The following is a 23,677-nucleotide window of genomic DNA, read 5'->3' on the forward strand; positions in this document are numbered from 1 at the left end:
TCGTGTTTTTGAAAAGGCTGGAAATTGCAGGCTTTAAATCTTTTGCGGAAAAAATCCATATAGATTTTGTGCCAGGGGTAACGGCCATCGTTGGACCTAACGGAAGCGGGAAAAGTAATATTATCGATGCCATCCGTTGGGTACTGGGTGAACAGTCTGCAAAATCATTGCGCGGCAGTAAAATGGAAGATGTCATTTTTGCAGGCAGCGATTCACGAAAAGCAGTCAATTTTGCAGAAGTCACCCTTATTTTAGATAATGCACAAAACTTATTCCCGCTCGATTACACAGAAATCAGTGTAACTAGAAGGGTTTTTCGATCTGGTGATAGTGCGTATTTATTGAACGGACAGACTTGTAGGTTAAAAGATATCACGACGCTATTTATGGATTCGGGATTAGGTAAAGAAGCCTTTTCTATTATTTCACAAGGTCGTGTAGACGAGATCTTGAACAGTCGTGCAGATGAGAGACGAAATGTTTTCGATGAAGCTGCGGGTGTATTGAAATACAAAACCCATAAACTTCAGGCGGAACATAAACTATTTGAGACGACCGATAATTTGGATCGTGTACTGGATATATTAAAGGAAATCGATGATCGTCTTGTGCCGCTAGAAAAAGAAGCGGTTTTGGCACGTAAATCTTCTGATTTGCGTTCGACTCTTCGTGAGGCTGACGTTCAATTACTTCATCATGACGCGTCTGCATTACAACAGCAGATTTCCGAAAAAACGGTAGTAATGAAAAGTGATGAAGCAGAACGGCAAAAGTTTTCGGCTCAACTTGCACAAAGTGAAGAGGAACTAGATCATGATAAACAAGTTCTTCGGAAAATAGAATTTCAACTGGATGAATTTCAAAGCGAATTGATTAATAAAACGGCAGAAGCGGAGAAGTGGGATGGTAGAAGATTATTGTCCCTAGAAAAGACTCGCAATACGGAGCAACAAGTAAAACGAATTAAGTCCGAGTTACAAATTGCTGAACAAACGCAACATATAGCAAGAGAAAAACTGAGTTCCATGCAGAATAAACAGAAGGGAATTCGGTATGAACTTGAAGAAGTGACGAAAGAAAGTAAACAAGTCATGACTCTGTTGAACAGTTCGCTAAAAGAAACAGAACAGCAAATCGAACAGTTGAAATCTGATTATATTGAGCGGCTCAATGAAGAAGCTACAGTTCGCAACGAAATTAAACATGTAGAAGAACGGCTACAAGGTGAAAAGTCCTCTACAGAAAAGATTACGGTTCAGACAGCCCTGCTTTCCGAGAGAAAACAACAACTCACCAAAGAACAGCAGGAGAAGATCAAGCAAAAAGAAGCTGTTCAGCAACAGTTAGACGAGTTGGAGAAGTCAGCAAGAACCTGTCAACAAAAATTGTCAGAGGAAGAGCAACGTTTATCGACTCAGCAGCAATTTCTTCAAAAAGCATTACGCAAACAGTCCGAAATGCAAGGAAGACTGCGTGCCCTAGAAAGTCTCGAAAAAGATTTTTCAGGGTTCTATTCAGGTGTCAAAGAAGTACTTCATGCAAAGCAAAAGCAACATATACAGGGTATCGAAGGTGCTGTAGTCGAACTTATCACAACGGAACCAGCTTATACAAAAGCAATTGAAACAGCTCTTGGCGCTGCCATGCAGCATATTATAACTACGACTGAGCATGATGCCAGACAGGCTATCGGATATTTGAAATCAAGAAATTTCGGTCGCGCTACGTTTCTTCCGATGGATATCTTGAAACCGCGTGAATTGCCAATGAATAGCCGACAAGTACTCACTCAACAACAAGGTTTCATCGGTACAGCATTTGAACTCATCCGAACTTCTATGGAATATGAGTCGGTCGCTAAAAATTTATTAGGTCAAACGATCATTGCTAGTGATTTACAAACCGCATCAGGTTTAGCAAAAATAATAGGACATCGCTATCGGATCGTCACGCTGGATGGGGATATTATCAATGCAGGGGGCTCGTTGACAGGTGGTGGTGCAAAAGGCCAATCCACGCTATTTTCCCGAAAGGCAGAGTTGGAGACGCTTTCCAATCAATTGCGTCAAATGGATAAATCTATTCAGCAAGCTACTGCCCAAACGTCTGAAACTCGCAATCAGGTCGGTGATAGTCTACATTTACGTGATCAATTACGCGTAAAGCTAGAAGATGTTCAACAGAAAAAGTCCTCTATTCATTCGTCTATTCAGGAAACTGAAATGGAAATGCGATCTGTAGAAATGGAAATCTCTACAATTGAAGTTGGACGTTCTGATACTGTATCTGCTGAAAAACAATTAACGACCAAAAAACAAGATTTGCAAACTCGTCACAAAGCATTAAAAAATGAACTTCAACAGATGCTAGAAAAGTTGGAGAGTTTAGAAAGACTAGTAGAGAATAGACGGGAAGAACAGCAGTCCTTGCAAAAGAGATTACATGATTTGCAACAAAAAAGTGCTGTGTTAAAAGAACAAGATGCCTATCATTCAACGGGTATGTTGGAGACCGTCACGCAATTAGAGGAATTGGATTTGACAATTAGCCGACTGCAAGAAGAACAGCAATACGTGCAAGAGTTTGTAATCGGTAAAGAATTAACACCGGAGGAAATTGAAAAACAAAGTCATCAAGCAACTGAAGCGAAACAAAAATTGCTGAAAACGATAGAGGTAGAAAAAACTAAACGTCTGCAGCAAGCTAAACGTGTTCAGGAGCACGAACAGCATATGAAAAAAGTTAGGCGACAAGTGGACTCTATTTCTGAGCGCTTGAATACGGTGAAGATCCAGTTGTCCAGATTAGATACGCAATATGAAATAGTCAAAGATCGCCTAGAAGAAGAATATGGTTTAAGACCAAACGAGTTGCAGATTGAGTCGTCGGACATTCCACTACTTCGCAAAACGGTAGAAGATTGTAAGCAACAACTTGCAAAGATCGGGCCTGTCAATCCCAATGCGATTCAGGAATTCCAGGAAGTATCAGAGCGCCATGAATTTTTACAGTCACAGCGTAATGACTTGGTCGAAGCAAAAAATACGTTGCAAGAAGCAATGGCAGAAATGGATCAAGAAATGAAAAGTCGCTTCGAAACAACATTTGAATCGATCCGAAGTCATTTCCGTCGTGTGTTTAAAGACATGTTTGGTGGCGGAGAAGCGGACCTAGTCTTAACAGATCCTGCTAACTTACTGACAACAGGAATTGATATCGTAGCACGACCTCCAGGGAAGAAATTACAGAACTTACGCCTATTATCTGGTGGGGAACGTGCGCTCACTGTAATTTCCTTGCTGTTTTCCATATTGGAAGTCCGCCCTGTGCCATTCTGTATTCTAGATGAAGTGGAAGCAGCGCTGGATGAAGCGAACGTAGTACGGTATAGTAATTATTTGAAGAAAGTGTCGGAGCAAACCCAATTCATTGTAATTACGCATCGAAAAGGTACGATGGAAGGCGCTGACGTCCTCTATGGCATCACGATGCAGGAATCAGGCGTCTCCAAACTACTTTCCGTGAAATTGTCTGAAGTAGCAGAAGAAATCAGTAGCTAAGGAGTGATGGAATGTCTTTCTTTAAGAAAATAAAAGATAAGATTTCAGGTACAAACGAAGCAGTAACAGAGAAGTTTAAAGATGGTCTGACAAAGACCCGAGATTCATTTACATCGAAAGTGAATGATTTAGTATTCCGATTCCGTGTGGTTGATGAAGAATTCTTTGAAGAGCTCGAAGAAGTATTGCTTCAAGCAGATGTTGGATTTGAAACAGTCATGGAATTAATTGATTTACTGAAAGAAGAAGTACAGCGTAAAAACATTAAAGATACAACCGGTATGCAGTCACTGATATCTGAAAAACTTGTAGAAATCTACAATTCAGGTGAAGAAGTTTCCAATGATTTGAATTTGGAAGAAGGTCGACTGAATGTAATTTTGATGGTTGGAGTGAACGGTGTCGGTAAAACGACAACGATCGGTAAAATGGCATCACGGTTAAAAAAGGAAGGCAAAACGGTCATGCTCGCTGCTGGGGATACGTTCCGCGCAGGGGCGATAGAACAGCTTGTCGTCTGGGGAGAGCGAACGGGTGTAGAGGTCGTTCGTCAGGCTGAAGGTTCAGACCCAGCTGCGGTTATTTTTGATGCAGTTAAAGCAGCAAAGAAGCGCAATGTCGATGTTCTTATTTGTGATACCGCAGGCCGCTTACAAAATAAAGTGAACTTGATGAATGAATTGGAAAAAGTCCATCGTATCATTGGTCGAGAAATTGAAGGCGCACCTCATGAAGTGTTATTAGCATTGGATGCGACGACTGGACAAAATGCATTGATTCAAGCCCAGACATTCAACGAGGTAACGAATGTCACAGGTATTGTATTGACAAAACTAGATGGCACGGCAAAAGGCGGTATCGTGTTGGCGATCCGTAATAAGCTTGACATACCAGTGAAATTTGTCGGTCTTGGTGAAGGTATCGATGATTTACAACCCTTCGATCCAGAGAAATATGTCTATGGATTATTTGCGGACGGATTGGAAATGGAAGATTCTAAAGAAGATGAAGAGGAAATTAAAGAAGACAAGTAAATATACTTGACAGTGGTGTGTATGCAGGATAATATATAATGGTGACTGAAGGAGGTCGTGATCATGCTTGAAAAAACGACAAGAGTGAACTTCCTCTTTGATTTTTATCAATCATTATTAACTGACAAACAACGTTTATATATGCAATTATATTATTTAGATGATCTTTCTCTCGGTGAAATCGCAGAGCAGTACGGCGTATCGAGACAGGCTGTGTATGACAATGTTAAACGGACTGAGGCTATGCTCGAGGATTACGAGAAGAAACTCAATCTGTTCGAAAAACATGAAGGTCGTCTGGAAACCGTAGAGAAGCTAGAAAAAATGGTTCCTACTGTAAATCCAGATCGCTTCATGGAGTTGCTACATACCTTAAAGGATTTTGAATAGGGGGGATTGTCTATGGCATTTGAAGGTCTAGCCGAACGCCTGCAAGGAACGATGAATAAAATCACAGGCAAAGGTAAAATCAACGAAGCTGACGTAAAAGAAATGATGCGCGAAGTTCGTTTTGCTCTAATCGAAGCGGACGTCAACTTGAAAGTCGTTAAACAGTTTGTCAAGACGGTCAGCGAACGCTCAGTAGGACAGGACGTCATGAAGAGTTTGACGCCTGGCCAGCAAGTTGTAAAAATTGTTAAAGATGAATTGACGAATCTGATGGGCGGAGAACAAAACCCTATCCAATTCGCACGTAAATCACCTACCGTTATCATGATGGTGGGATTGCAAGGTGCCGGTAAAACCACAACGACCGGTAAGTTGGCCACGGTTTTACGCAAAAAGCATAATAAAAAACCTTTGCTTGTTGCAGCGGACATTTATCGGCCGGCAGCGATCCAACAACTTGAAACATTAGGCAAGCAAATCACAGTTCCTGTATTCTCTATGGGAACGGACCAGTCTCCTGTTGAAATTGCACATAAAGCAATGGAAGAAGCGGAACGTGAGCATAATGACGTGGTAATTATTGATACTGCGGGTCGACTTCATGTAGATGAAGCGTTAATGCAGGAATTGAAAGATATTCGTGAGTTAACGAATCCAGATGAAGTGTTCCTTGTAGTGGATGCGATGACAGGTCAAGATGCAGTCAATGTTGCGAAAAATTTCGACGATACAATCGGAATCACTGGCGTCATCCTGACAAAACTTGATGGAGATACTCGTGGTGGTGCTGCTTTATCAATTCGTACGGTCACTGAAAAACCAATTAAGTTTGTCGGTATGGGTGAGAAGATGGACGCGCTTGAGCCATTTCATCCAGAGCGTATGGCATCACGAATCCTTGGCATGGGCGATGTCATGTCGTTGATTGAAAAAGCACAAGAAAATGTGGATGAAGATAAAGCTAAAGAACTTGAGCAGAAGTTGCGCACACAAAGCTTCACGCTTGATGATTTTCTTGATCAGATGCAACAAGTGAAAAAGATGGGGCCACTCGACGAAATTTTAAAAATGATGCCGGGTGCAAATAAAATCAAAGGCCTCGATAATGCCAAAGTGGATGAGAGTCAAATGGGTCGCGTAGAAGCGGTCATTTATTCCATGACACTTGCTGAACGGGAAAGCCCGGAAATTATCAACGCGAGCCGTAAAAAAAGAATTGCGATAGGATCTGGAACTTCCACCCAGGAAGTGAACCGTTTGCTAAAGCAGTTTGAAGAAATGAAAAAAATGGTTAAGCAAATGACCAATATGCAACAAAAAGGTAAGAAGAAGGGTAAAATGCCTGGTTTTGATGCGTTTTTTAAATAAAATAGAGGGTGTTAAGAAAAAAACCTTTACAAACAAATAAAACCTTGGTAATATACTATCTTGTGTGAAACTATTCGGAGGTGTAGATAATAATGGCAGTTAAAATTCGTCTAAAACGTATGGGAGCTAAGAGATCTCCTTTTTATCGTATTGTAGTAGCTGATGCACGTGCACCACGTGACGGCCGTCAAATCGATCAGGTTGGTACATACAACCCACTTACAAAACCAGCAACAGTTAAGATCGATGAAGAATTGGCTTTGAAATGGCTTCAAGATGGCGCTAAACCATCTGATACAGTTCGTAACTTGTTCTCAGAACAAGGTATCATGGAAAAATTCCATAACGCTAAATACAGCAAGTAATTTGGAGGGGTGGACATGAAGCAGCTGATTGAAACAATTGTAAAACCGTTAGTCGATTACCCAGATGACGTGAAAGTGGTATCTGAAGAACAATCTCAACGAGTCGTTTATCAGTTATCAGTGAATGCGGAAGACATGGGTAAAGTGATCGGGAAGCAAGGTCGTGTGGCAAAAGCGATCCGTACGATTGTTTACTCAGCAGCAGGCAGCCACCACGGCAAAAAAGTGTATTTGGATATCTTGGATTGATCCAAAAGGAAGGAGCCCCGGTTCCTTCCTTTTTTTGCACGTATAAATACTTTTATTCATACATTGGAGGCGAAATAATGGAATGGTTTAATGTAGGCACGATCGTGAATACCCATGGTATCAAAGGTGAAGTCCGTGTAATGTCCAAAACAGATTTTCCGGATGAGCGATATGAAGTGGGAAGTGAGCTCGCGATTTTCATGCCGAAAGTAAAAGCTCCTACTTTTGTGAAAGTAACAAGTCACCGCAAGCATAAAAACTTTGATTTGCTTACGTTCGAAGGTTATCCAAACATCAATGACGTCGAAAAGTTTCGTGACGGCGTAATTAAAGTATCTGAGAAAGAATTAACAGAACTTGAGGAAAATGAGTTTTACTATCATGAAATCATTGGATGTCGTGTGATTACAGAAACAGGAGAAGAGATCGGCACGGTTTCTGAAATTATTGAAACAGGTGCAAATGATGTGTGGGAAGTAACACCAGCTGAAGGTAAGCCGCATTATATCCCGTATATCGAAGATGTTGTAAAAGACATCGATATCGATGAGCAAGTCATCAAAATTGAACTAATGGACGGATTACTTTCATGATGAAAATTGATATCCTGTCTTTGTTCCCTGAAATGTTTGAAGGTGTACTTCATTCCTCTATCATGAAGAAAGCGCAAGAACAACAGGCCGCATCCTTTCAGGTGACGGATTTTCGTGACTACGCAACAAATAAACATAGAAAAGTGGATGACTATCCTTATGGAGGCGGTGCGGGGATGGTATTAAAACCCGAACCTCTCTTTGCTGCTGTAGAAGACGTCACTTGCACTAGCGACAGTAAACCGCGTGTGATCTTAATGTGTCCACAAGGTGAGCGATTTACGCAAAAGAAGGCAGAAGAACTTGCCGAAGCGCAGCATCTAGTGTTTATCTGTGGCCACTATGAAGGATATGATGAGAGAATCCGTGAACATTTAGTGACTGATGAGATATCACTTGGTGACTTTGTACTGACAGGCGGAGAAGTTGCCTCCATGGCAATCATTGATAGTGTAGTACGGTTACTCCCTGATGTTCTTGGGAACGACCAGTCGGCTGTCCACGACTCTTTTTCGACGGGGATGCTGGAACATCCACAATATACTCGACCTGCTACATTCAACGGCCTTGAAGTGCCTCCTGTGCTGTTATCGGGCAATCACGCAGAGATTGAGAAGTGGAGAGAAGAGCAAGCATTCCTCCGCACTGCAGAGCGTCGTCCTGAACTTCTTGAAGATGCACCATTAACGAAACATCAACAAAAACTCTTTCAACAATGGAAGCATAAAAGAGGCTGAATTTGCTTGATTCGTTAACAGGCATATGCTATGATTTACTAAGCGCTTTTTAAGAGCGCCTATTTTACTGTTGTTCCGCTGCAATTCAAGACGTGCAAGAACATCAGAAAAGAAGGAGAGAAAAACATGCAAAAACTAATTGCAGATATTACAAAAGATCAGTTACGCACTGAACACCCTTCATTCCGTCCTGGCGACACACTTCGCTTGCACGTGAAGATCATCGAGGGAACTCGTGAGCGTATCCAGTTATTCGAAGGAATCGTTATTAAGCGTCGTGGTGGCGGAATTAGCGAAACTTTCACAGTACGTAAAATTTCAAACGGTGTTGGAGTGGAGCGTACATTCCCATTACACACACCTAAACTAGCTCAAATTGAAGTAACTCGTCGCGGTAAAGTTCGTCGTGCGAAGTTGTACTACCTACGTAAGCTACGCGGTAAAGCAGCTCGTATCAAAGAACTACGCTAATAAGATAAACAGAAACGAAGGGGGCCTTGCACTTGGCCTCCTTTCTTTTTGCTCAGAAAGACAATTGACTGTACAATAATAACAGACAAGGCAGGAGGCTGGATTGATGGAAGAGAAAAAAACGAGAAGTGAAGGATTAGAATGGATTAAAGCACTGTTAATAGCGTTTGGATTAGCCGCCATTATTCGTATCTTTTTATTCACACCAATCGTTGTTGACGGTATTTCCATGATGCCAACATTGGAACATGGAGATCGTATGATCGTCAATAAAATCGGTTACACGATTGGTGAACCACATCGCTTTGATATCGTAGTATTCCACGCACCTGAGCAGAAGGATTATATTAAACGTGTAATCGGTCTGCCAGGAGACACAGTAGAGTATAAAGATGATGTACTATATGTAAATGATAAAGCGTATGAAGAACCATATCTGGATCAATACAAATCAGAGGTTCAAGATGGAACGCTGACGGAAGATTTCACACTGCAAGACGTGCCGCAAATCGATGCCCAAACTGTGCCTGAAGATCACATATTTGTAATGGGCGATAACCGTCGGAAGAGTAAAGATTCTAGACATATTGGAGCCGTATCAATCGATGAAGTAATCGGTAGTACGAGTGTAGTATTCTGGCCGATTAAAGATTTCGGTCTTGTGAAATAACGAAAGGGGGCAATTCGAATGACTATTCAATGGTTTCCAGGCCATATGGCGAAAGCGAGACGGGAAGTCACAGAAAAACTGAAGTTAGTCGATATAGTATTTGAATTAATAGATGCGAGACTGCCACTTTCTTCACGTAATCCCATGATAGACGAAGTAACTCAGCATAAACCAAGACTGCTTATTTTGAATAAAATGGACTTGGCTGATGAAATGCAAACGAAGCGTTGGATTACATACTTTGAGAAGCAAGGCTTACGTACAGTCGCGATCAATTCATTTGAAGGCAAAGGCCTACAAACGGTTACAAAAGCGGCAAAAGAAATCTTGCAACCGAAGTATGACCGTATGAAGCAACGTGGCATACGTCCTGGCGCAATCCGTGCAATGATTGTCGGCATACCGAACGTGGGGAAATCTACTTTAATTAATCGATTAGCGAAGAAAAACATCGCGAAAACTGGCAATAAACCAGGTGTAACAAAAGCACAACAATGGATTAAATTCGAAAAAGAACTAGAACTTCTTGATACACCAGGTGTATTGTGGCCGAAGTTTGAAGATCAACAAGTGGGTTATAAACTGGCATTAACAGGTGCGATCAAGGATTCTGTATTAAATATGGAAGAGCTAGCGGTCTATGCACTTAAGTTTTTAGAATCCCATTACCCCGATAGATTAGCACAGCGCTACGAAATGACAACGGTGGGGGACAATATTCAAACATTGTTTGATAAAATCGGTGAACGTAGAAAAGTATATGGAGTTGGCGGAGAAATTGATTATGATAAAGTAGCAGAAATGATCGTACAAGATATCCGCGACCAGCAAGTAGGCAAATTAACATTCGATTTTCCTGAGGAATTTGAATAATCAGAAGCAACGGCTAGGAACTCAGTTTCCGAACCGTTGCTTTTTTGTCGAAAAAATCATTTAGAAACCGATATACTATATAGACAAACATATTTCAGATGGACAGGTGAAGTAAATGACAACGATACAGCAAATAAAAGATCAATTGGTAGAATTACAAGAACCGAATGAGTGGCTTACAGAGCTAGAAAACGACACTAGAAAAGGTGTCCAGCAAGCGATTATTCAATGGCGCGCTCGATATAATAAAAAGCAGGCACTCATTCAAGAATTTCAAAAGAAAAAAGACTTTGATGATGCGTATAAATCCACACAAGTCTTGTTATTGGCAGGAATTGATGAAGCGGGAAGGGGACCTCTAGCAGGGCCGGTAGTAACGGCAGCTGTTATTCTACCGGAAGATTGTTCTGCTCTCATTGGAGTAGATGATTCGAAGAAGATTTCTAAAGAGAAACGACAGGAATTCGCTCAGCTAATTAAAGAACAGGCTGTAGCATACTCCATACACGTTCAATCGGCAAAAGCGATAGATGATTTGAATATTTATCAAGCGACAAAACAATCAATGGAGACAGCTGTAAGTCAACTAGAGATAGCTCCTCATGCAGTAGTGGCTGATGCAATGAATTTACACACCCCGTGTCCGTGTTACTCCGTCATCAAAGGAGACGAAAAAAGCTTAACTATCGCAGCCGCTTCTATATTAGCTAAAACAACCCGTGATGCCCTGATGAATGAATTACACGAAGAGTTTCCCTGGTATGCATTTAATGAAAATGCGGGATATGGAACAGCAAAACATTTACAAGGGCTTGAAACACATGGGTATTGCGAACATCATCGTAAAACATTTGAGCCAATCAAAACAATGTGGAGGGATCGACAATGAATTTAAACTCTTTGTCCGCCTCACCTGCAAGAGCTACGGCTGCGGAAACTCAACCGCTTTCTCTGAAAGAAGGACAAATGATACACGGAAAGATCACACAATTATTTCCTGGTCAAATGGCACAAGTACAAGTAGGAAATCATCAGTTGTATGCAAAGCTGGAAGTGCCTATGCAAGCAGGAGACAATTATTACTTCAAGGTTAACGGTACAGAACCTGAATTACAATTACAGGTTATTTCGGGCCCGATGCGCGGTGGAGAAGGTCAATCTGCTCAACTGACGCAATTAATGGAATCGTTAAATTTACCTAAAACACAAGAAATGAAAGATATTCTTGCTACGATCATCAAGCAAAAAATTCCTATGACGAAAGAGAATATGCTTGAAGCCGTCAATCTTCTAAAATCTGTACCTACTGAAATGAAAGCAAACGCACTCGCGACGCTTGGGAAAATTGCTGAAGGGCGACTGCCTTTCACACCCGCTGTGTTTCAATCGCTACTACAAACGCAGACAGGCACGATTGGGCAACAACTCACGACTTTGCTTGCAGCTATCCAAAGTGAACCTAATCTGCCTCTAGCGATGCGGCAGGAGCTTTTAACGACGATGCAAGCTTTATCATCTCCTCTTAATCAAACGGTAGGAAAAGAACTGCTTAATCAAAGTTTAGCTCAGTTGCTGGATCCACAAGCGGGGAAAACAGATCGATTTGCTGCGTTACAACTATTAAAAAATGCCGACTTACTGCCAGCGAAAACTTCATTGGCTAATTTACCGCAAGTGTTGGCTGAATTAGTAACGAAAGCGAGTGTACAATCTCCCAACTCAGCAAGACCCATGACAAATCAATTGGAAACGAGTAAAACGATACAGTCCCTACTGAATCAGTTGAGCCAAACACCTATATCAAATCAACAAACAGTAAAAGCTCTTGTACAAAATATCACGCAGCAATTAACTACTACCGCACTTCCTGAACCTGTGAAAAATGCCTTGCAGACTGTGATTAATCAGTTAACACAACAACCGATGACAGATAGTTCTAAAGCAGCTATCGTAGAGCAATTTAATAAAGTATTTACTCAAGCTAACACATCAGTAACCACTCCACCTGCAGCATTAAATAACGTAGCGCAACAAGCTACAAATGCCCCCGCTACCGTACAATCTGTACAAGCAGCTATCGGACAATTAAGCCAAACGCCTGCTGCAGATCACCAAGCGGTCAAAGCGATTGTGCAGAATGTAATGCAACAATTGCATTCTAGTCCAGTGATGCCAGAATCGATGAAAACCGCATTGCAGAATGTCTTGAATCAATTTGCGCAACAACCTATGACAGAGGGGGCTAAATCAACATTAGTCGAACAGCTTAGCCAGACAGTGGTACAACAAGCCAGCAAACAAGAAACAACTGCTGTGCCTCTCCAGCAACAAGCTGCCACAAAGGAAGTACAACAATCCATCCCATCGCTTATAGTGCCCGTTGAAAAAGTTGATGAAGCCATTCGTGCATTAATGCAGTCCGCTGAAAAGTCGGAAAATGCTCAAGTGAAACAAATGATTCAGGCAGCTGAAGTACGCGTATCGCAAACGATGAACGGACCTATCATGAAAGAAGCACTGCAACATGTATTGAGTACATTAGGTATGAATTATGAAGCAGTGCTTGGTGGTAAAGAACCTGACTTAGCTAATTTAGCAAGTACATTAAAACCGCAATTACTGGCCATGCTACAAGATCCTTCTTTATCACCGCCACTCCGTGATGCAGCAGAGACCATGGTGTTGCGTATGAATGGCACAGTACTCCAATCGGGAGATACAGGCTTACAACAACAACTAATTATGCAAGTACCACTTGAAATGTTCGGCAAAAAAATCGATGCCACTCTGCAATGGAATGGTCGTATGAAAGAAGATGGCAAAATTGATCCTGCATTCGCCCGAATATTGTTTTATTTGGAATTGGAGTCATTGTCGACTACGTTAGTTGATATGCATGTGCAAAACAAAGTGGTTAACTTGACGATATTTAACGAATTACCTTCGTTAAAAACAATCGGTTCAACTTTCCAAAGTTTGTTAAAAGAAGGTCTTGAAGGAGCGGGTTATAAACTATCTGGTGTTACTTTTAAGCCCTTCAATGAACAGCAACAAATTGCTCAAAAGCCAACTAACCCCTTCCATTTGGATGAAGGAGGAGTGGATTTCAGAATATGAAAGAAGAACAGCGATTTACACGAAAAGAAGCTATTGCGCTTTCCTACGACCCTGAAGTTTCGGACGCGCCGAAAGTACTGGCTAAAGGAAAAGGAAAAATCGCAGAGAATATTCTTGAACGTGCACTAGCGCATGACATTCCTGTACAAGAAGATCCAAGTCTACTGGAGTTACTTGGTCAATTAAATGTTAACGAAACAATTCCTGAAGAATTATATCAGGCGGTTTCCGAAGTGTTTGCTTATATATATCGTTTAGATCGTGAGAAAAGCGGTAAACAATAAGAGTCCATTTGAATTATTGGAAATTATAGAATTTAGTTTTACAATAGTGATTCTTGGACAATGTGTGACGATTTGATTACAATAAAACAGTAGTTGAGCTTCAAGCAATTGTAAATCGAATGGAGGCAGTACGTATGAACATCCATGAATATCAAGGGAAGCAGCTATTAAGAGATTACGGAGTGGCTGTTTCGAAGGGCCGTGTCGCATTTTCGCCAAAAGAAGCGATGACAATAGCGAAAGAAATCGGTACAGAGCCTATTGTGGTAAAAGCGCAAATACATGCGGGTGGACGCGGTAAAGCAGGCGGAGTCAAGATCGTGAAAAGTCTTGATGAAGTGCGTGCGGTAGCTGCTGATTTAATCGGTACGCAACTCGTAACACACCAAACAGGTCCTAAAGGACAAGAAGTCAAACGTCTTCTTGTTGAAGAAGGAATCGATATCGAAAAAGAATTTTATATTGGCCTTGTCGTAGACCGGGCAACGGATCGTGTAACATTGATGGGATCTGCAGAGGGTGGCGTAGAAATTGAAGAAGTGGCAGAAAATAGCCCTGAGAAGATTTTCTACGAAGTGATCGATCCGGTAGTCGGGTTGGTTCCTTTCCAAGCACGTCGTATGGCTTTCAATATGGAAATCCCAAGTAATCTAATCAATAAAGCAGTAAGTTTCTTCTTAGGTTTATATAAAGTATTCAGCGAAAAAGATGCATCAATCGTTGAAATTAATCCACTTGTCGTAACGAAAGATGATCGTGTACTTGCATTGGACGCGAAATTCAACTTTGACGATAATGCTACATTCCGTCATAAAGACATTATGGAATTACGTGACTATGATGAAGAGGATCCGAAAGAAATCGAAGCATCCAAGCATGACTTAAGCTATATTTCTTTAGATGGAAATATCGGTTGCATGGTAAATGGAGCCGGTTTAGCTATGGCTACAATGGATACGATCCATTTCTACGGCGGAGAACCCGCTAACTTCTTGGATGTTGGGGGCGGCGCAAAGAAAGAAAAAGTAGCGGCTGCTTTCAAAATTATTTTATCAGATCCAAAAGTAAAAGGTATTTTTGTTAATATCTTTGGCGGAATCATGAAATGTGACGTAATTGCTGAAGGTGTAATTGAAGCTGCTAAAGAAGTAGGACTTCAAGTGCCACTTGTTGTACGTCTTGAAGGAACGAATGTAGAACGCGGGAAAGCCTTGCTGAAAGAATCCGGCATCAATATTGTTGCTGCAGATTCCATGGCAGAAGGCGCGAAAAAAATCGTCGAGTTGATAGGATAAGAAAGGCAGGTACAAATCATGAGTATTTATGTAAATAAAGATACAAAAGTAATTGTACAAGGAATTACAGGTTCCACTGCCCTGTTCCATACACAGCAAATGTTGGAATATGGTACGAAAATTGTCGCTGGCGTAACGCCTGGTAAAGGCGGTCAGACGGTGGAAGGCGTGCCGGTATTTGACACTGTAGAAGAAGCAGTTAAAGAAACAGGCGCAACAGTTTCCATCATTTATGTTCCTGCACCATTTGCAGCGGATGCAATTATGGAAGGTGTAGATGCTGAACTTGAAATGACCATCTGTATTACCGAGCACATTCCTGTACTTGATATGATTAAAGTGAAGCGTTATATGGAAGGGAAAAATACTCGATTGATCGGTCCAAACTGTCCAGGTGTTATCACTGCAGACGAGACAAAAATCGGTATTATGCCTGGCTATATTCATACAAAAGGTCACGTGGGCGTAGTTTCTCGTTCAGGTACACTAACGTATGAAGCGGTTCATCAGTTAACACAAGAAGGAATTGGTCAAACTACAGCTGTCGGAATTGGCGGAGACCCGGTAAATGGTACAAACTTTATCGACGTCTTGAAAGCATTCAATGAAGATCCAGAGACATATGCAGTAGTCATGATCGGTGAAATTGGCGGTACTGCAGAAGAAGAAGCAGCCGCTTGGATTAAAGAAAATATGACGAAGCCTGTTGTAGGCTTTATCGGTGGTCAAACGGCGCCTGAAGGTAAGCGCATGGGACACGCAGGAGCTATAATTTCCGGTGGTAAAGGTACAGCCGCTGATAAAATTAAAGCTCTTGAAGAAGCTGATGTTCAAGTTGCAGAGACACCTTCCGTCATAGGTGAAACATTAATCAAGGTTCTGAAAGAAAAAGGACTATACGAGAAATGTAAAACGAAGTAAACTGAAAGGAGTAGCTTAATCGCTACTCCTTTTTTTCGTGCTCATGCTTGTAGTGTCGAATAAAGGAGAATTCGATGCTATATACTAATCAGCAACGTCATTTACTTAACTTACATTATATTCATCCTGTACCAATTAATCGTTTCACTAAGTTGTTACAAGAAAATCCTTCATTAGAAAACTTACATTCTTATTCTGCGCTTCACTGGTCGTATATTTTTAACTTACCAGTAGCGAAAACTAAAGAGTTTCCTATGAAATTTAAGGAAATATCCGAACTACCTATAGTGGAACTATTGAGAGGAATAGGATGCTTTCCTATTCCATATTGTCATTCTAATTATCCTGAAGAATTAAAACAATTATGCGATTCACCTGCTGTGCTATATGGCAAAGGAAATATTGATTTATTGAAAATGCATCCCCGTGTGGGAATAATCGGCTCTCGCAAAGCTACTGACTACTCTAGGAAAGCGCTAGCGTTTATTGTTCCGCCACTTGTTGATCATCACATACCGATTGTGTCAGGGCTAGCAGACGGAGCAGACACTATGGCACATCAAGCAGCGATTGAATATGGCGGGGATACGATCGGTGTACTAGGTCATGGGTTTTCTCATATGTACCCCAAAAAAAATCAGCAAATAGCTGAAGAAATGGCGAGAAATCACTTGCTGGTAACTGAATACCCACCGTACTTTCCACCTGCAAAATGGACCTTCCCTATGCGTAATCGGATCATCAGTGCATTATCCAGCGCGCTTGTCATTACGGAGTCTGTCGAAAGAAGCGGAACGATGAGTACAGTCGAGCATGCGCTTGATCACGGAAAAGAAATTTTTGCAGTGCCAGGCGCTATAGATTCTCCTCTTTCTGCAGGTCCGAATAGGCTCTTAGATGAAGGAGCCAAGCCATTGTGGAGTGGTTATCAAATTATTGATTCTCTACAGTGAATCGATGTATCCTATTTTTGTAAAATGTTTAAAAGGTTGCATTATCATGAAAACTGTTATACATTTTGCAACAGATATTCTTTTGCTGAATAAATATAAAGAAATCTCTCTGAGGAGGGAACGATATGGCAGATTACTTAGTAATAGTGGAATCGCCTGCTAAAGCGAAAACGATTGAACGTTACTTAGGAAAAAAGTATAAAGTTAGCGCATCACTTGGTCATTTACGTGATTTACCCCGCAGTCAAATGGGAGTAGATACCGAAAATAATTATGAACCGAAGTATATAACGATTCGTGGAAAAGGTCCGATACTTCAAGAATTAAAAAAAGAAGCAAAGAAAGCGAAAAAAATATTTCTCGCGGCTGACCCGGATCGCGAAGGGGAAGCAATAGCTTGGCATTTATCGCATCAATTAGGTGTGGATATCGAATCAGATTGCCGCGTAGTCTTCAATGAAATCACAAAAGATGCAATCAAAGAATCATTTAAGCATCCGCGCCCTATTAATATGGATTTAGTGGATGCGCAACAAGCTAGAAGAATCCTAGACAGATTAGTGGGCTATAATATTAGCCCGATCCTTTGGAAGAAAGTAAAAAAAGGATTATCCGCGGGACGAGTACAGTCAGTTGCATTGCGTTTAATCATTGACCGAGAAAATGAAATCAATGCATTTGAACCGGAAGAGTACTGGTCGATCACATCCCAGTTCACTAAAGGTGATAAAACTTTTGAAGCGCAATTTTATGGCGATGCTTCTGAGAAGGTCAAACTGACGAATCAAGAACAAGTAGAAGATATAGTGAATTCAATCAAGCCTGATGAATTTGAAGTATCGAAAGTAGTAAAGAAAGAACGTAAACGCAATCCAGCTTTACCGTTTACCACCTCATCGCTTCAGCAAGAAGCAGCCCGAAAGCTGAACTTCCGTGCAAGAAAAACGATGATGCTCGCGCAACAATTATATGAAGGAATTGCAATTGGGAAAAAAGAGGGTACAGTTGGTTTAATTACGTATATGCGTACAGACTCGACAAGAATTTCCGATACAGCAAAAGAAGAAGTAAAATCATTCATCCACACGATGTACGGGGAAGAGTTTATTTCAACTAATACCAAAAAGGCGAAAGCTAAAGCAAAGACGCAGGACGCGCACGAAGCTGTACGACCCACTTCTGCTATGCGGACACCAGATGCGATGAAAGCGTTCTTATCAAGAGATCAGTATCGATTATATAAACTCATTTGGGAACGGCTTGTTGCAAGTCAAATGGCACCAGCTGTTTTAGATACTGTAACCGCAGACTTCTTAAATGGAGATATTCGATTTAGAGCTTCGGGTTCTCAAGTTAAATTTCCGGGCTTCATGAAAGTTTATATCGAAGGCAATGATGATCAACAAGAAGAAAAAGAAAATATTCTACCGCCTCTTGAAGAAGGAGAACGTATTAAATACGCAGACGTGGATCCGAAACAGCACTTCACACAACCGCCACCTAGATATTCGGAAGCTCGCCTAGTAAAGACACTTGAAGAACTAGGTATAGGTAGACCCTCTACGTATGCACCGACACTTGATACCATTCAAAAACGTGGCTATGTTACCTTGGATGCTAAACGCTTTATTCCAACAGAACTTGGCGGAATCGTTCATCAGGCGGTAAATCAATATTTCCCAGATATCATTGATATTGAATTTACGAGACAGATGGAACAGCGTCTTGACCATGTAGAAGAAGGCACAATAGAGTGGCGAACAGTAATCGATGAATTCTATCGTGATTTCGAAAAACACGTAGAAGTTGCAGATGCTGAAATGGAGAAAATTGAAATCAAGGATGAACCAGCAGGTGAAGATTGTGAGAAATGTGGTTCTCCGATGGTTTATAAGATGGGCCGCTATGGAAAATTCATGGCTTGCTCTAATTTCCCAGATTGCCGTAATACAAAAGCCATTATTAAGCCGATTGGCGTGACATGTCCGAAGTGTAAAGAAGGCGAAGTTGTCGAGCGTAAGAGTAAGACGAAACGAATTTTCTTCGGATGTGATCAATATCCTGAATGCGATTATGTATCATGGGATAAACCGATTTCGAGACCTTGTCCAAAATGTCAGAATACAATGGTAGAAAAACGCTTGAAAAAAGGTGTTCAGATCCAATGTACAGAATGTGATTACAAAGAAGAACCACAAAGCTAAAAAACATCAAAGTAATTCAGTATAATGAGAAAGAGGTAGTTGAAATGACGCAAACTGTAAATGTGATCGGTGCAGGTTTAGCCGGTAGCGAGGCTGCTTGGCAATTAGCTAATAGGGGAGTTCAGGTGAAACTATTTGAAATGCGCCCAGTGAAGCAAACGCCCGCCCATCACACAGATAAATTTGCGGAATTAGTATGCAGCAATTCCCTACGTGCCAACAATCTGACAAATGCAGTCGGTGTGATCAAAGAGGAGATGCGCCAATTCAATTCTTTGATCATTCAAGCCGCGGATGATTGTGCTGTACCTGCTGGCGGCGCGCTTGCAGTAGATCGTCATGAATTCGCTAACAACGTCACTGAAAAGATCCGTAACCATCCGAACATAGAAGTGATCAATGAAGAGGTAACAAAATTACCGGAAGGCATTACGGTAATTGCATCAGGTCCACTGACATCTCCGGCGTTAGCGGAAGAAATACGACAACTGACTGGTGAAGATTACTTATATTTCTATGATGCAGCGGCGCCGATTGTAGAGGCAGATTCGATCGATATGGATAAAGTGTACTTGAAGTCACGTTATGATAAAGGCGAAGCGGCATATTTAAATTGCCCTATGAATGCAGAAGAATTCGAACGTTTCTATGAAGCGTTAATTTCAGCAGAAGTAGCCCCTTTAAAAGACTTTGAAAAAGAACTGTATTTTGAAGGATGTATGCCGATTGAAGAAATGGCGAAGCGCGGTGTGAAAACGATGTTATTCGGTCCATTGAAACCGGTTGGTCTTGAAGATCCTAAAACAGGAAGAGAACCAAAAGCCGTTATTCAGTTACGACAGGATAATGCAGCGGGAACGTTGTATAATTTGGTCGGATTTCAGACACATCTGAAATGGGGAGCGCAGAAAGAACTATTACAGATGATCCCGGGGTTGGAAAATGTAGATATTGTGCGTTATGGAGTCATGCATCGTAATACATTCATCAACTCTCCTAGAGTATTGAACTGCACATACCAACTGAAATCAAAACCAACGATCCTATTTGCAGGTCAAGTTACTGGCGTAGAAGGTTATGTAGAATCAGCAGGTTCAGGCTTGATAGCAGGTATTAATGCCGCACAATTGGCGAAGAGCGAAAAGCCTGTTCGATTCCCTAGAGAAACGGCCCTCGGTAGCATGGCTCGCTATATCACGGAAGCTGATCCGAATAACTTCCAGCCAATTAATATTAACTTCGGGTTGTTCCCTGAACTAAATAGACGATATAGAACGAAAGCTGAACGTGCAAACAAACATGCGACACGTGCGTTAGATTCATTACAAGAATTTAAATCAACAACAAATATAGACTGATCACATCATCTAATATGTTTGAAGTTAAACTGAAGATAGGACTCCATCTAATCGGAGTTCTATCTTCAGTTTTTGAGTTGTATTTAAACGGTGCAACTTCTTCATTGTTATAACGTCTTGTAGTTAGGAAGAAACGATCGTACATATAATGGATAAATAGTTGAAAGTTAAACTAATTTGACCGTTATGTGACGGAAATACTTCATAAACTCAGATATGATCAGGAATCAGTTTTCAAAGTTGCCCAAATTTCCTTGCTATTGTATAGTGTTTTATGGACAACATTTAGATTAAATATTCTATTCCCAATTATTTGCAACCAATAATCTTTCGAAGCTTCAGGTGCACGTTGTACGATGATAAATTCGTATCGAGGTGATAAAATGATTCCTGAAATAGAACAACTAGCAAAAGAATACGTATCCTATATTCGTCTGGAGAAAAACTATTCATCTTATACTGTCGCAGAATATGAAAAAGATCTTCAAGATTTTTTATTGTTCTTGCAGCAAGAGAAAATCGATACGTTCGATGATGTTAATTACCCTGTAGCTAGATTGTATGTTACCCGTTTATATGATCGTTCGTACGTTAGAACGAGTATCTCTAGAAAAATATCAGCTATCCGATCTTTTTTTAAATTCATCAATGCCCGATATGGAATTGAAGATCAGGCATTTCGATTATTGTATCATCCGAAGCAAGAAGAACGTCTTCCTGCTTTTTTCTATCAACAAGAGTTGGAGAAATTATTTGATGCCACGATGGGTGAAGATTTTCGGTCATTACGGGATCGCGCTCTACTTGAGATGCTTTATGCAACCGGTATCCGTGTAGGTGAATTGGTGGAAATCGAAGTGCAAGATGTGGATCATTATTTAGGAATTGTGAAAGTAATGGGTAAAGGACGAAAAGAACGTTTTGTGCCGTTCGGGAGTTTTGCAGGCGAAGCACTGCAGAACTATATAGACAGTAGTCGTCCACGATTAATGAAGCAAAAGAAACATGCGAAGTTATTTGTTAATCTACGTGGGGATCCATTAACAGATCGTGGGGTACGCTATGTACTAGATGACTTGATGAAGAAGGCATCATTGCATACCAATATTTCACCACATATGATCCGTCATACGTTTGCGACACACTTGCTCAGTGCTGGTGCTGATCTTCGGACAGTACAGGAACTACTAGGGCACAGTCATCTGTCGTCAACTCAGGTCTATACCCATATCACAAATGAACACTTACGCCAGACTTATTTACAAACGCACCCTCGTGCTTAGGAGGAACTATAATGAAATTTCATGCAACAACGATATTTGCTATTCATCATGACGGGCAATGTGCTATGTCAGGAGATGGGCAAGTGACGATGGGTGAATCAGTCGTCATGAAACATACAGCAAAGAAAGTTCGCAGATTGTTTAATGGTAAAGTCTTAGCTGGTTTTGCTGGTTCTGTGGCAGATGCATTTACGTTATTTGATTTGTTTGAAGCTAAACTTAATGAATACGATGGCAATCTTCAAAGAGCTTCTGTTGAACTAGCGAAAGAATGGCGTGGGGATCGTATACTACGTAAACTTGAGGCATTGTTACTTGTTATGGATGAAAATACATTATTGCTTGTCTCAGGTACTGGCGAAGTAATAGAACCGGATGACGGGGTATTGGCAATCGGATCGGGTGGTAATTATGCTCTAGCTGCTGGACGTGCATTGAAAAAACATAGCAGTGAATTGACAGCAGAAGAAATTGCAAAGATTTCACTTGAAACAGCAGCCGACATTTGCGTATTTACTAATCATAATATTATCGTGGAGGTGCTTTAACTAATGAAGCAAGAAATGACTCCTAAAGCGCTCACGGCGTATTTAAACCGTTTTATTATTGGGCAGGAAAAAGCAAAGAAGGCAGTGGCAGTTGCTATGCGCAATCGATACCGCCGTATGCAATTAACACCTGAAGAACAGGAAGAAGTCATACCCAAAAACATTTTGATGATTGGGCCTACAGGTGTCGGGAAAACAGAAATCGCTCGAAGAATTGCAAAGTTAATTCATGCACCCTTCGTAAAAGTGGAAGCGACAAAGTTTACGGAAGTAGGCTATGTAGGGCGAGATGTTGAGTCTATGATACGTGATTTAACTGAAGTGGGCGTGCGTATGGTTAAAGAAGATATGCGCGAAGCAGTTAAAACACAGTCTCAAAAGCTGGCGGAAGAACGTTTAGTGAAATTACTTGTTCCTGAAGCAAAAAAGAATACAGAAGGTCAAAATCCGTTTGAAATGTTTTTTGGTCAAAAGACACAACCTGAACCAGTGCAAACAGAAGATCAATCTGAGATTAGACGAAAGCGTTCAGATATTGCAGATCAGCTAGCGAATGGTCAAATAGAAGAAAAAATGGTGACAGTAGAAGTGCAAGCGCAACAACCTTCTTTATTTGATGCGTTGCAAGGGTCGGGTATGGATCAAATGTCAGGCATGCAAGACGCTTTATCGTCACTCATGCCGAAGAAGAAAGTTCAGCGTCGCATGAAAGTAAAAGACGCGAGAATCGTATTGGAAGCAGAAGAAGCGGATAAGTTAATTGATCAAGATGAAGTGGCACGCAAGGGAATTGAATTAACAGAACAAGCGGGAATTATTTTCCTTGATGAAATGGATAAAATCGCAAGTAGCAACCAGAAGTCTTCTGGTGAAGTGTCTCGCGAAGGTGTACAACGTGATATTTTGCCAATCGTCGAAGGCTCTACAGTCACAACAAAATATGGGGCTGTCAAGACAGATTATATTTTGTTCATTGCTGCTGGAGCATTCCATATGTCGAAGCCCTCTGATATCATTCCGGAGCTTCAAGGTAGATTCCCGATTCGTGTAGAATTAGACAAATTGACAAAAGATGATTTTGAGCGCATACTGCGAGAACCGGATTTTTCTTTATTAAAACAATATGAACGCCTTCTTGCGACAGAAGAAGTTGAAATTGAATTTACAGACGAAGCAATCAGCAAGCTGGCTGAAATTGCATACGAGGTAAATAATGAAACAGAAAATATTGGTGCTAGAAGATTGCATACGATTTTGGAGAAGTTGCTAGAAGATTTATCATTCGAAGCGGCAGAAATCGGTCCTGCATCTATTAAGATTACACCAGCCTATGTGGACGAAAAGCTGGATGGAATTGTAAAGAACAAAGATTTGTCACATTTTATTCTATAAGGAAGTCGTAAT

The 23,677-nt window shown here is 41.0% G+C and carries 22 protein-coding genes; all 22 read left to right on the forward strand.

Going from position 1 to position 23,677, the window contains the following annotated elements; translation table 11 throughout:
* Window positions 1-2 precede the first annotated feature (2 nt).
* Window positions 3-3,560, forward strand: a complete 3,558-nt coding sequence (gene smc / locus Q7P97_RS08325; RefSeq protein ID WP_303968755.1) for a chromosome segregation protein SMC — start codon at window positions 3-5, stop codon at window positions 3,558-3,560.
* An 11-nt stretch (window positions 3,561-3,571) separates the two neighbouring features.
* A complete protein-coding gene (gene ftsY, locus Q7P97_RS08330; protein WP_303968756.1) occupies window positions 3,572-4,594 on the forward strand; it encodes a signal recognition particle-docking protein FtsY in 1,023 nt (340 codons plus the stop codon).
* Window positions 4,595-4,657: 63 nt separating this feature from the next.
* Complete coding sequence (locus Q7P97_RS08335) at window positions 4,658-4,984, forward strand: putative DNA-binding protein (protein WP_303968757.1); 327 nt, start codon at window positions 4,658-4,660, stop codon at window positions 4,982-4,984.
* Between the two features lie 12 nt (window positions 4,985-4,996).
* Window positions 4,997-6,352 (forward strand): signal recognition particle protein, encoded by a 1,356-nt coding sequence (gene ffh / locus Q7P97_RS08340; RefSeq protein ID WP_303968758.1) that lies wholly within the window; start codon window positions 4,997-4,999, stop codon window positions 6,350-6,352.
* A 92-nt stretch (window positions 6,353-6,444) separates the two neighbouring features.
* Window positions 6,445-6,717, forward strand: a complete 273-nt coding sequence (rpsP, locus tag Q7P97_RS08345) for a 30S ribosomal protein S16 (protein ID WP_085428619.1) — start codon at window positions 6,445-6,447, stop codon at window positions 6,715-6,717.
* Between the two features lie 15 nt (window positions 6,718-6,732).
* Entirely contained in the window at window positions 6,733-6,966 is a 234-nt protein-coding gene (locus tag Q7P97_RS08350) for a KH domain-containing protein (protein ID WP_081244337.1), read from the forward strand.
* Between the two features lie 77 nt (window positions 6,967-7,043).
* On the forward strand, window positions 7,044-7,559 hold the full coding sequence (gene rimM / locus Q7P97_RS08355; RefSeq protein WP_303968759.1) for a ribosome maturation factor RimM: 516 nt from the start codon (window positions 7,044-7,046) through the stop codon (window positions 7,557-7,559).
* On the forward strand, window positions 7,559-8,296 hold the full coding sequence (gene trmD / locus Q7P97_RS08360) for a tRNA (guanosine(37)-N1)-methyltransferase TrmD (RefSeq protein ID WP_303968776.1): 738 nt from the start codon (window positions 7,559-7,561) through the stop codon (window positions 8,294-8,296). Before rimM ends, trmD begins: the two co-directional genes overlap by 1 nt.
* A 126-nt stretch (window positions 8,297-8,422) precedes the next feature.
* The gene (gene rplS / locus Q7P97_RS08365) at window positions 8,423-8,767 is read left to right on the forward strand and encodes a 50S ribosomal protein L19 (RefSeq protein WP_085133217.1); all 345 of its coding nucleotides are present in this window, start codon (window positions 8,423-8,425) and stop codon (window positions 8,765-8,767) included.
* Between the two features lie 103 nt (window positions 8,768-8,870).
* The gene (gene lepB / locus Q7P97_RS08370; RefSeq protein ID WP_483315736.1) at window positions 8,871-9,437 is read left to right on the forward strand and encodes a signal peptidase I; all 567 of its coding nucleotides are present in this window, start codon (window positions 8,871-8,873) and stop codon (window positions 9,435-9,437) included.
* A gap of 18 nt (window positions 9,438-9,455) precedes the next feature.
* Complete coding sequence (ylqF, locus tag Q7P97_RS08375) at window positions 9,456-10,310, forward strand: ribosome biogenesis GTPase YlqF (RefSeq protein WP_085428622.1); 855 nt, start codon at window positions 9,456-9,458, stop codon at window positions 10,308-10,310.
* Window positions 10,311-10,425: 115 nt separating this feature from the next.
* Window positions 10,426-11,199, forward strand: coding sequence for a ribonuclease HII (gene rnhB, locus Q7P97_RS08380; RefSeq protein ID WP_303968760.1), 774 nt, complete (start codon window positions 10,426-10,428; stop codon window positions 11,197-11,199).
* Window positions 11,196-13,427 carry a TP0910 N-terminal domain-containing protein gene (locus Q7P97_RS08385; RefSeq protein WP_303968761.1) on the forward strand — a complete coding sequence of 744 codons (2,232 nt, stop codon included), beginning with the start codon at window positions 11,196-11,198 and terminating at the stop codon, window positions 13,425-13,427. The genes rnhB and Q7P97_RS08385 overlap by 4 nt, the downstream gene beginning before the upstream one ends.
* Window positions 13,424-13,711, forward strand: a complete 288-nt coding sequence (locus Q7P97_RS08390; protein ID WP_303968762.1) for an EscU/YscU/HrcU family type III secretion system export apparatus switch protein — start codon at window positions 13,424-13,426, stop codon at window positions 13,709-13,711. Before Q7P97_RS08385 ends, Q7P97_RS08390 begins: the two co-directional genes overlap by 4 nt.
* A 134-nt stretch (window positions 13,712-13,845) precedes the next feature.
* Window positions 13,846-15,006 (forward strand): ADP-forming succinate--CoA ligase subunit beta, encoded by a 1,161-nt coding sequence (sucC, locus tag Q7P97_RS08395; RefSeq protein WP_085428626.1) that lies wholly within the window; start codon window positions 13,846-13,848, stop codon window positions 15,004-15,006.
* 18 nt (window positions 15,007-15,024) lie between these two features.
* Complete coding sequence (gene sucD, locus Q7P97_RS08400) at window positions 15,025-15,927, forward strand: succinate--CoA ligase subunit alpha (RefSeq protein WP_085428627.1); 903 nt, start codon at window positions 15,025-15,027, stop codon at window positions 15,925-15,927.
* A 74-nt stretch (window positions 15,928-16,001) separates the two neighbouring features.
* Entirely contained in the window at window positions 16,002-16,880 is an 879-nt protein-coding gene (gene dprA, locus Q7P97_RS08405) for a DNA-processing protein DprA (protein WP_303968763.1), read from the forward strand.
* A gap of 125 nt (window positions 16,881-17,005) precedes the next feature.
* Window positions 17,006-19,084, forward strand: a complete 2,079-nt coding sequence (topA, locus tag Q7P97_RS08410; RefSeq protein ID WP_303968764.1) for a type I DNA topoisomerase — start codon at window positions 17,006-17,008, stop codon at window positions 19,082-19,084.
* Window positions 19,085-19,128: 44 nt separating this feature from the next.
* A complete protein-coding gene (gene trmFO, locus Q7P97_RS08415) occupies window positions 19,129-20,442 on the forward strand; it encodes an FADH(2)-oxidizing methylenetetrahydrofolate--tRNA-(uracil(54)-C(5))-methyltransferase TrmFO (protein ID WP_303968765.1) in 1,314 nt (437 codons plus the stop codon).
* 383 nt (window positions 20,443-20,825) lie between these two features.
* The gene (xerC, locus tag Q7P97_RS08420; protein WP_303968766.1) at window positions 20,826-21,725 is read left to right on the forward strand and encodes a tyrosine recombinase XerC; all 900 of its coding nucleotides are present in this window, start codon (window positions 20,826-20,828) and stop codon (window positions 21,723-21,725) included.
* An 8-nt stretch (window positions 21,726-21,733) separates the two neighbouring features.
* Window positions 21,734-22,273, forward strand: a complete 540-nt coding sequence (gene hslV, locus Q7P97_RS08425; protein WP_303968777.1) for an ATP-dependent protease subunit HslV — start codon at window positions 21,734-21,736, stop codon at window positions 22,271-22,273.
* A gap of 3 nt (window positions 22,274-22,276) precedes the next feature.
* Entirely contained in the window at window positions 22,277-23,665 is a 1,389-nt protein-coding gene (hslU, locus tag Q7P97_RS08430) for an ATP-dependent protease ATPase subunit HslU (RefSeq protein ID WP_303968767.1), read from the forward strand.
* Window positions 23,666-23,677 lie beyond the last annotated feature (12 nt).

It is taken from the genome of Sporosarcina ureae (assembly GCF_029267015.1).
Taxonomy (GTDB): domain Bacteria; phylum Bacillota; class Bacilli; order Bacillales_A; family Planococcaceae; genus Sporosarcina; species Sporosarcina ureae_D.

Bases quoted from the DNA above. Each gene is read 5' to 3' on its own strand.
- ftsY (WP_303968756.1), top strand. From the start codon at position 3,572: ATGTCTTTCTTTAAGAAAATAAAAGATAAGATTTCAGGTACAAACGAA.
- Q7P97_RS08335 (WP_303968757.1), top strand. From the start codon at position 4,658: ATGCTTGAAAAAACGACAAGAGTGAACTTCCTCTTTGATTTTTATCAA.
- ffh (WP_303968758.1), top strand. From the start codon at position 4,997: ATGGCATTTGAAGGTCTAGCCGAACGCCTGCAAGGAACGATGAATAAA.
- rpsP (WP_085428619.1), top strand. From the start codon at position 6,445: ATGGCAGTTAAAATTCGTCTAAAACGTATGGGAGCTAAGAGATCTCCT.
- Q7P97_RS08350 (WP_081244337.1), top strand. From the start codon at position 6,733: ATGAAGCAGCTGATTGAAACAATTGTAAAACCGTTAGTCGATTACCCA.
- rimM (WP_303968759.1), top strand. From the start codon at position 7,044: ATGGAATGGTTTAATGTAGGCACGATCGTGAATACCCATGGTATCAAA.
- trmD (WP_303968776.1), top strand. From the start codon at position 7,559: ATGAAAATTGATATCCTGTCTTTGTTCCCTGAAATGTTTGAAGGTGTA.
- rplS (WP_085133217.1), top strand. From the start codon at position 8,423: ATGCAAAAACTAATTGCAGATATTACAAAAGATCAGTTACGCACTGAA.
- ylqF (WP_085428622.1), top strand. From the start codon at position 9,456: ATGACTATTCAATGGTTTCCAGGCCATATGGCGAAAGCGAGACGGGAA.
- rnhB (WP_303968760.1), top strand. From the start codon at position 10,426: ATGACAACGATACAGCAAATAAAAGATCAATTGGTAGAATTACAAGAA.
- Q7P97_RS08385 (WP_303968761.1), top strand. From the start codon at position 11,196: ATGAATTTAAACTCTTTGTCCGCCTCACCTGCAAGAGCTACGGCTGCG.
- Q7P97_RS08390 (WP_303968762.1), top strand. From the start codon at position 13,424: ATGAAAGAAGAACAGCGATTTACACGAAAAGAAGCTATTGCGCTTTCC.
- sucC (WP_085428626.1), top strand. From the start codon at position 13,846: ATGAACATCCATGAATATCAAGGGAAGCAGCTATTAAGAGATTACGGA.
- sucD (WP_085428627.1), top strand. From the start codon at position 15,025: ATGAGTATTTATGTAAATAAAGATACAAAAGTAATTGTACAAGGAATT.
- dprA (WP_303968763.1), top strand. From the start codon at position 16,002: ATGCTATATACTAATCAGCAACGTCATTTACTTAACTTACATTATATT.
- topA (WP_303968764.1), top strand. From the start codon at position 17,006: ATGGCAGATTACTTAGTAATAGTGGAATCGCCTGCTAAAGCGAAAACG.
- trmFO (WP_303968765.1), top strand. From the start codon at position 19,129: ATGACGCAAACTGTAAATGTGATCGGTGCAGGTTTAGCCGGTAGCGAG.
- xerC (WP_303968766.1), top strand. From the start codon at position 20,826: ATGATTCCTGAAATAGAACAACTAGCAAAAGAATACGTATCCTATATT.
- hslU (WP_303968767.1), top strand. From the start codon at position 22,277: ATGAAGCAAGAAATGACTCCTAAAGCGCTCACGGCGTATTTAAACCGT.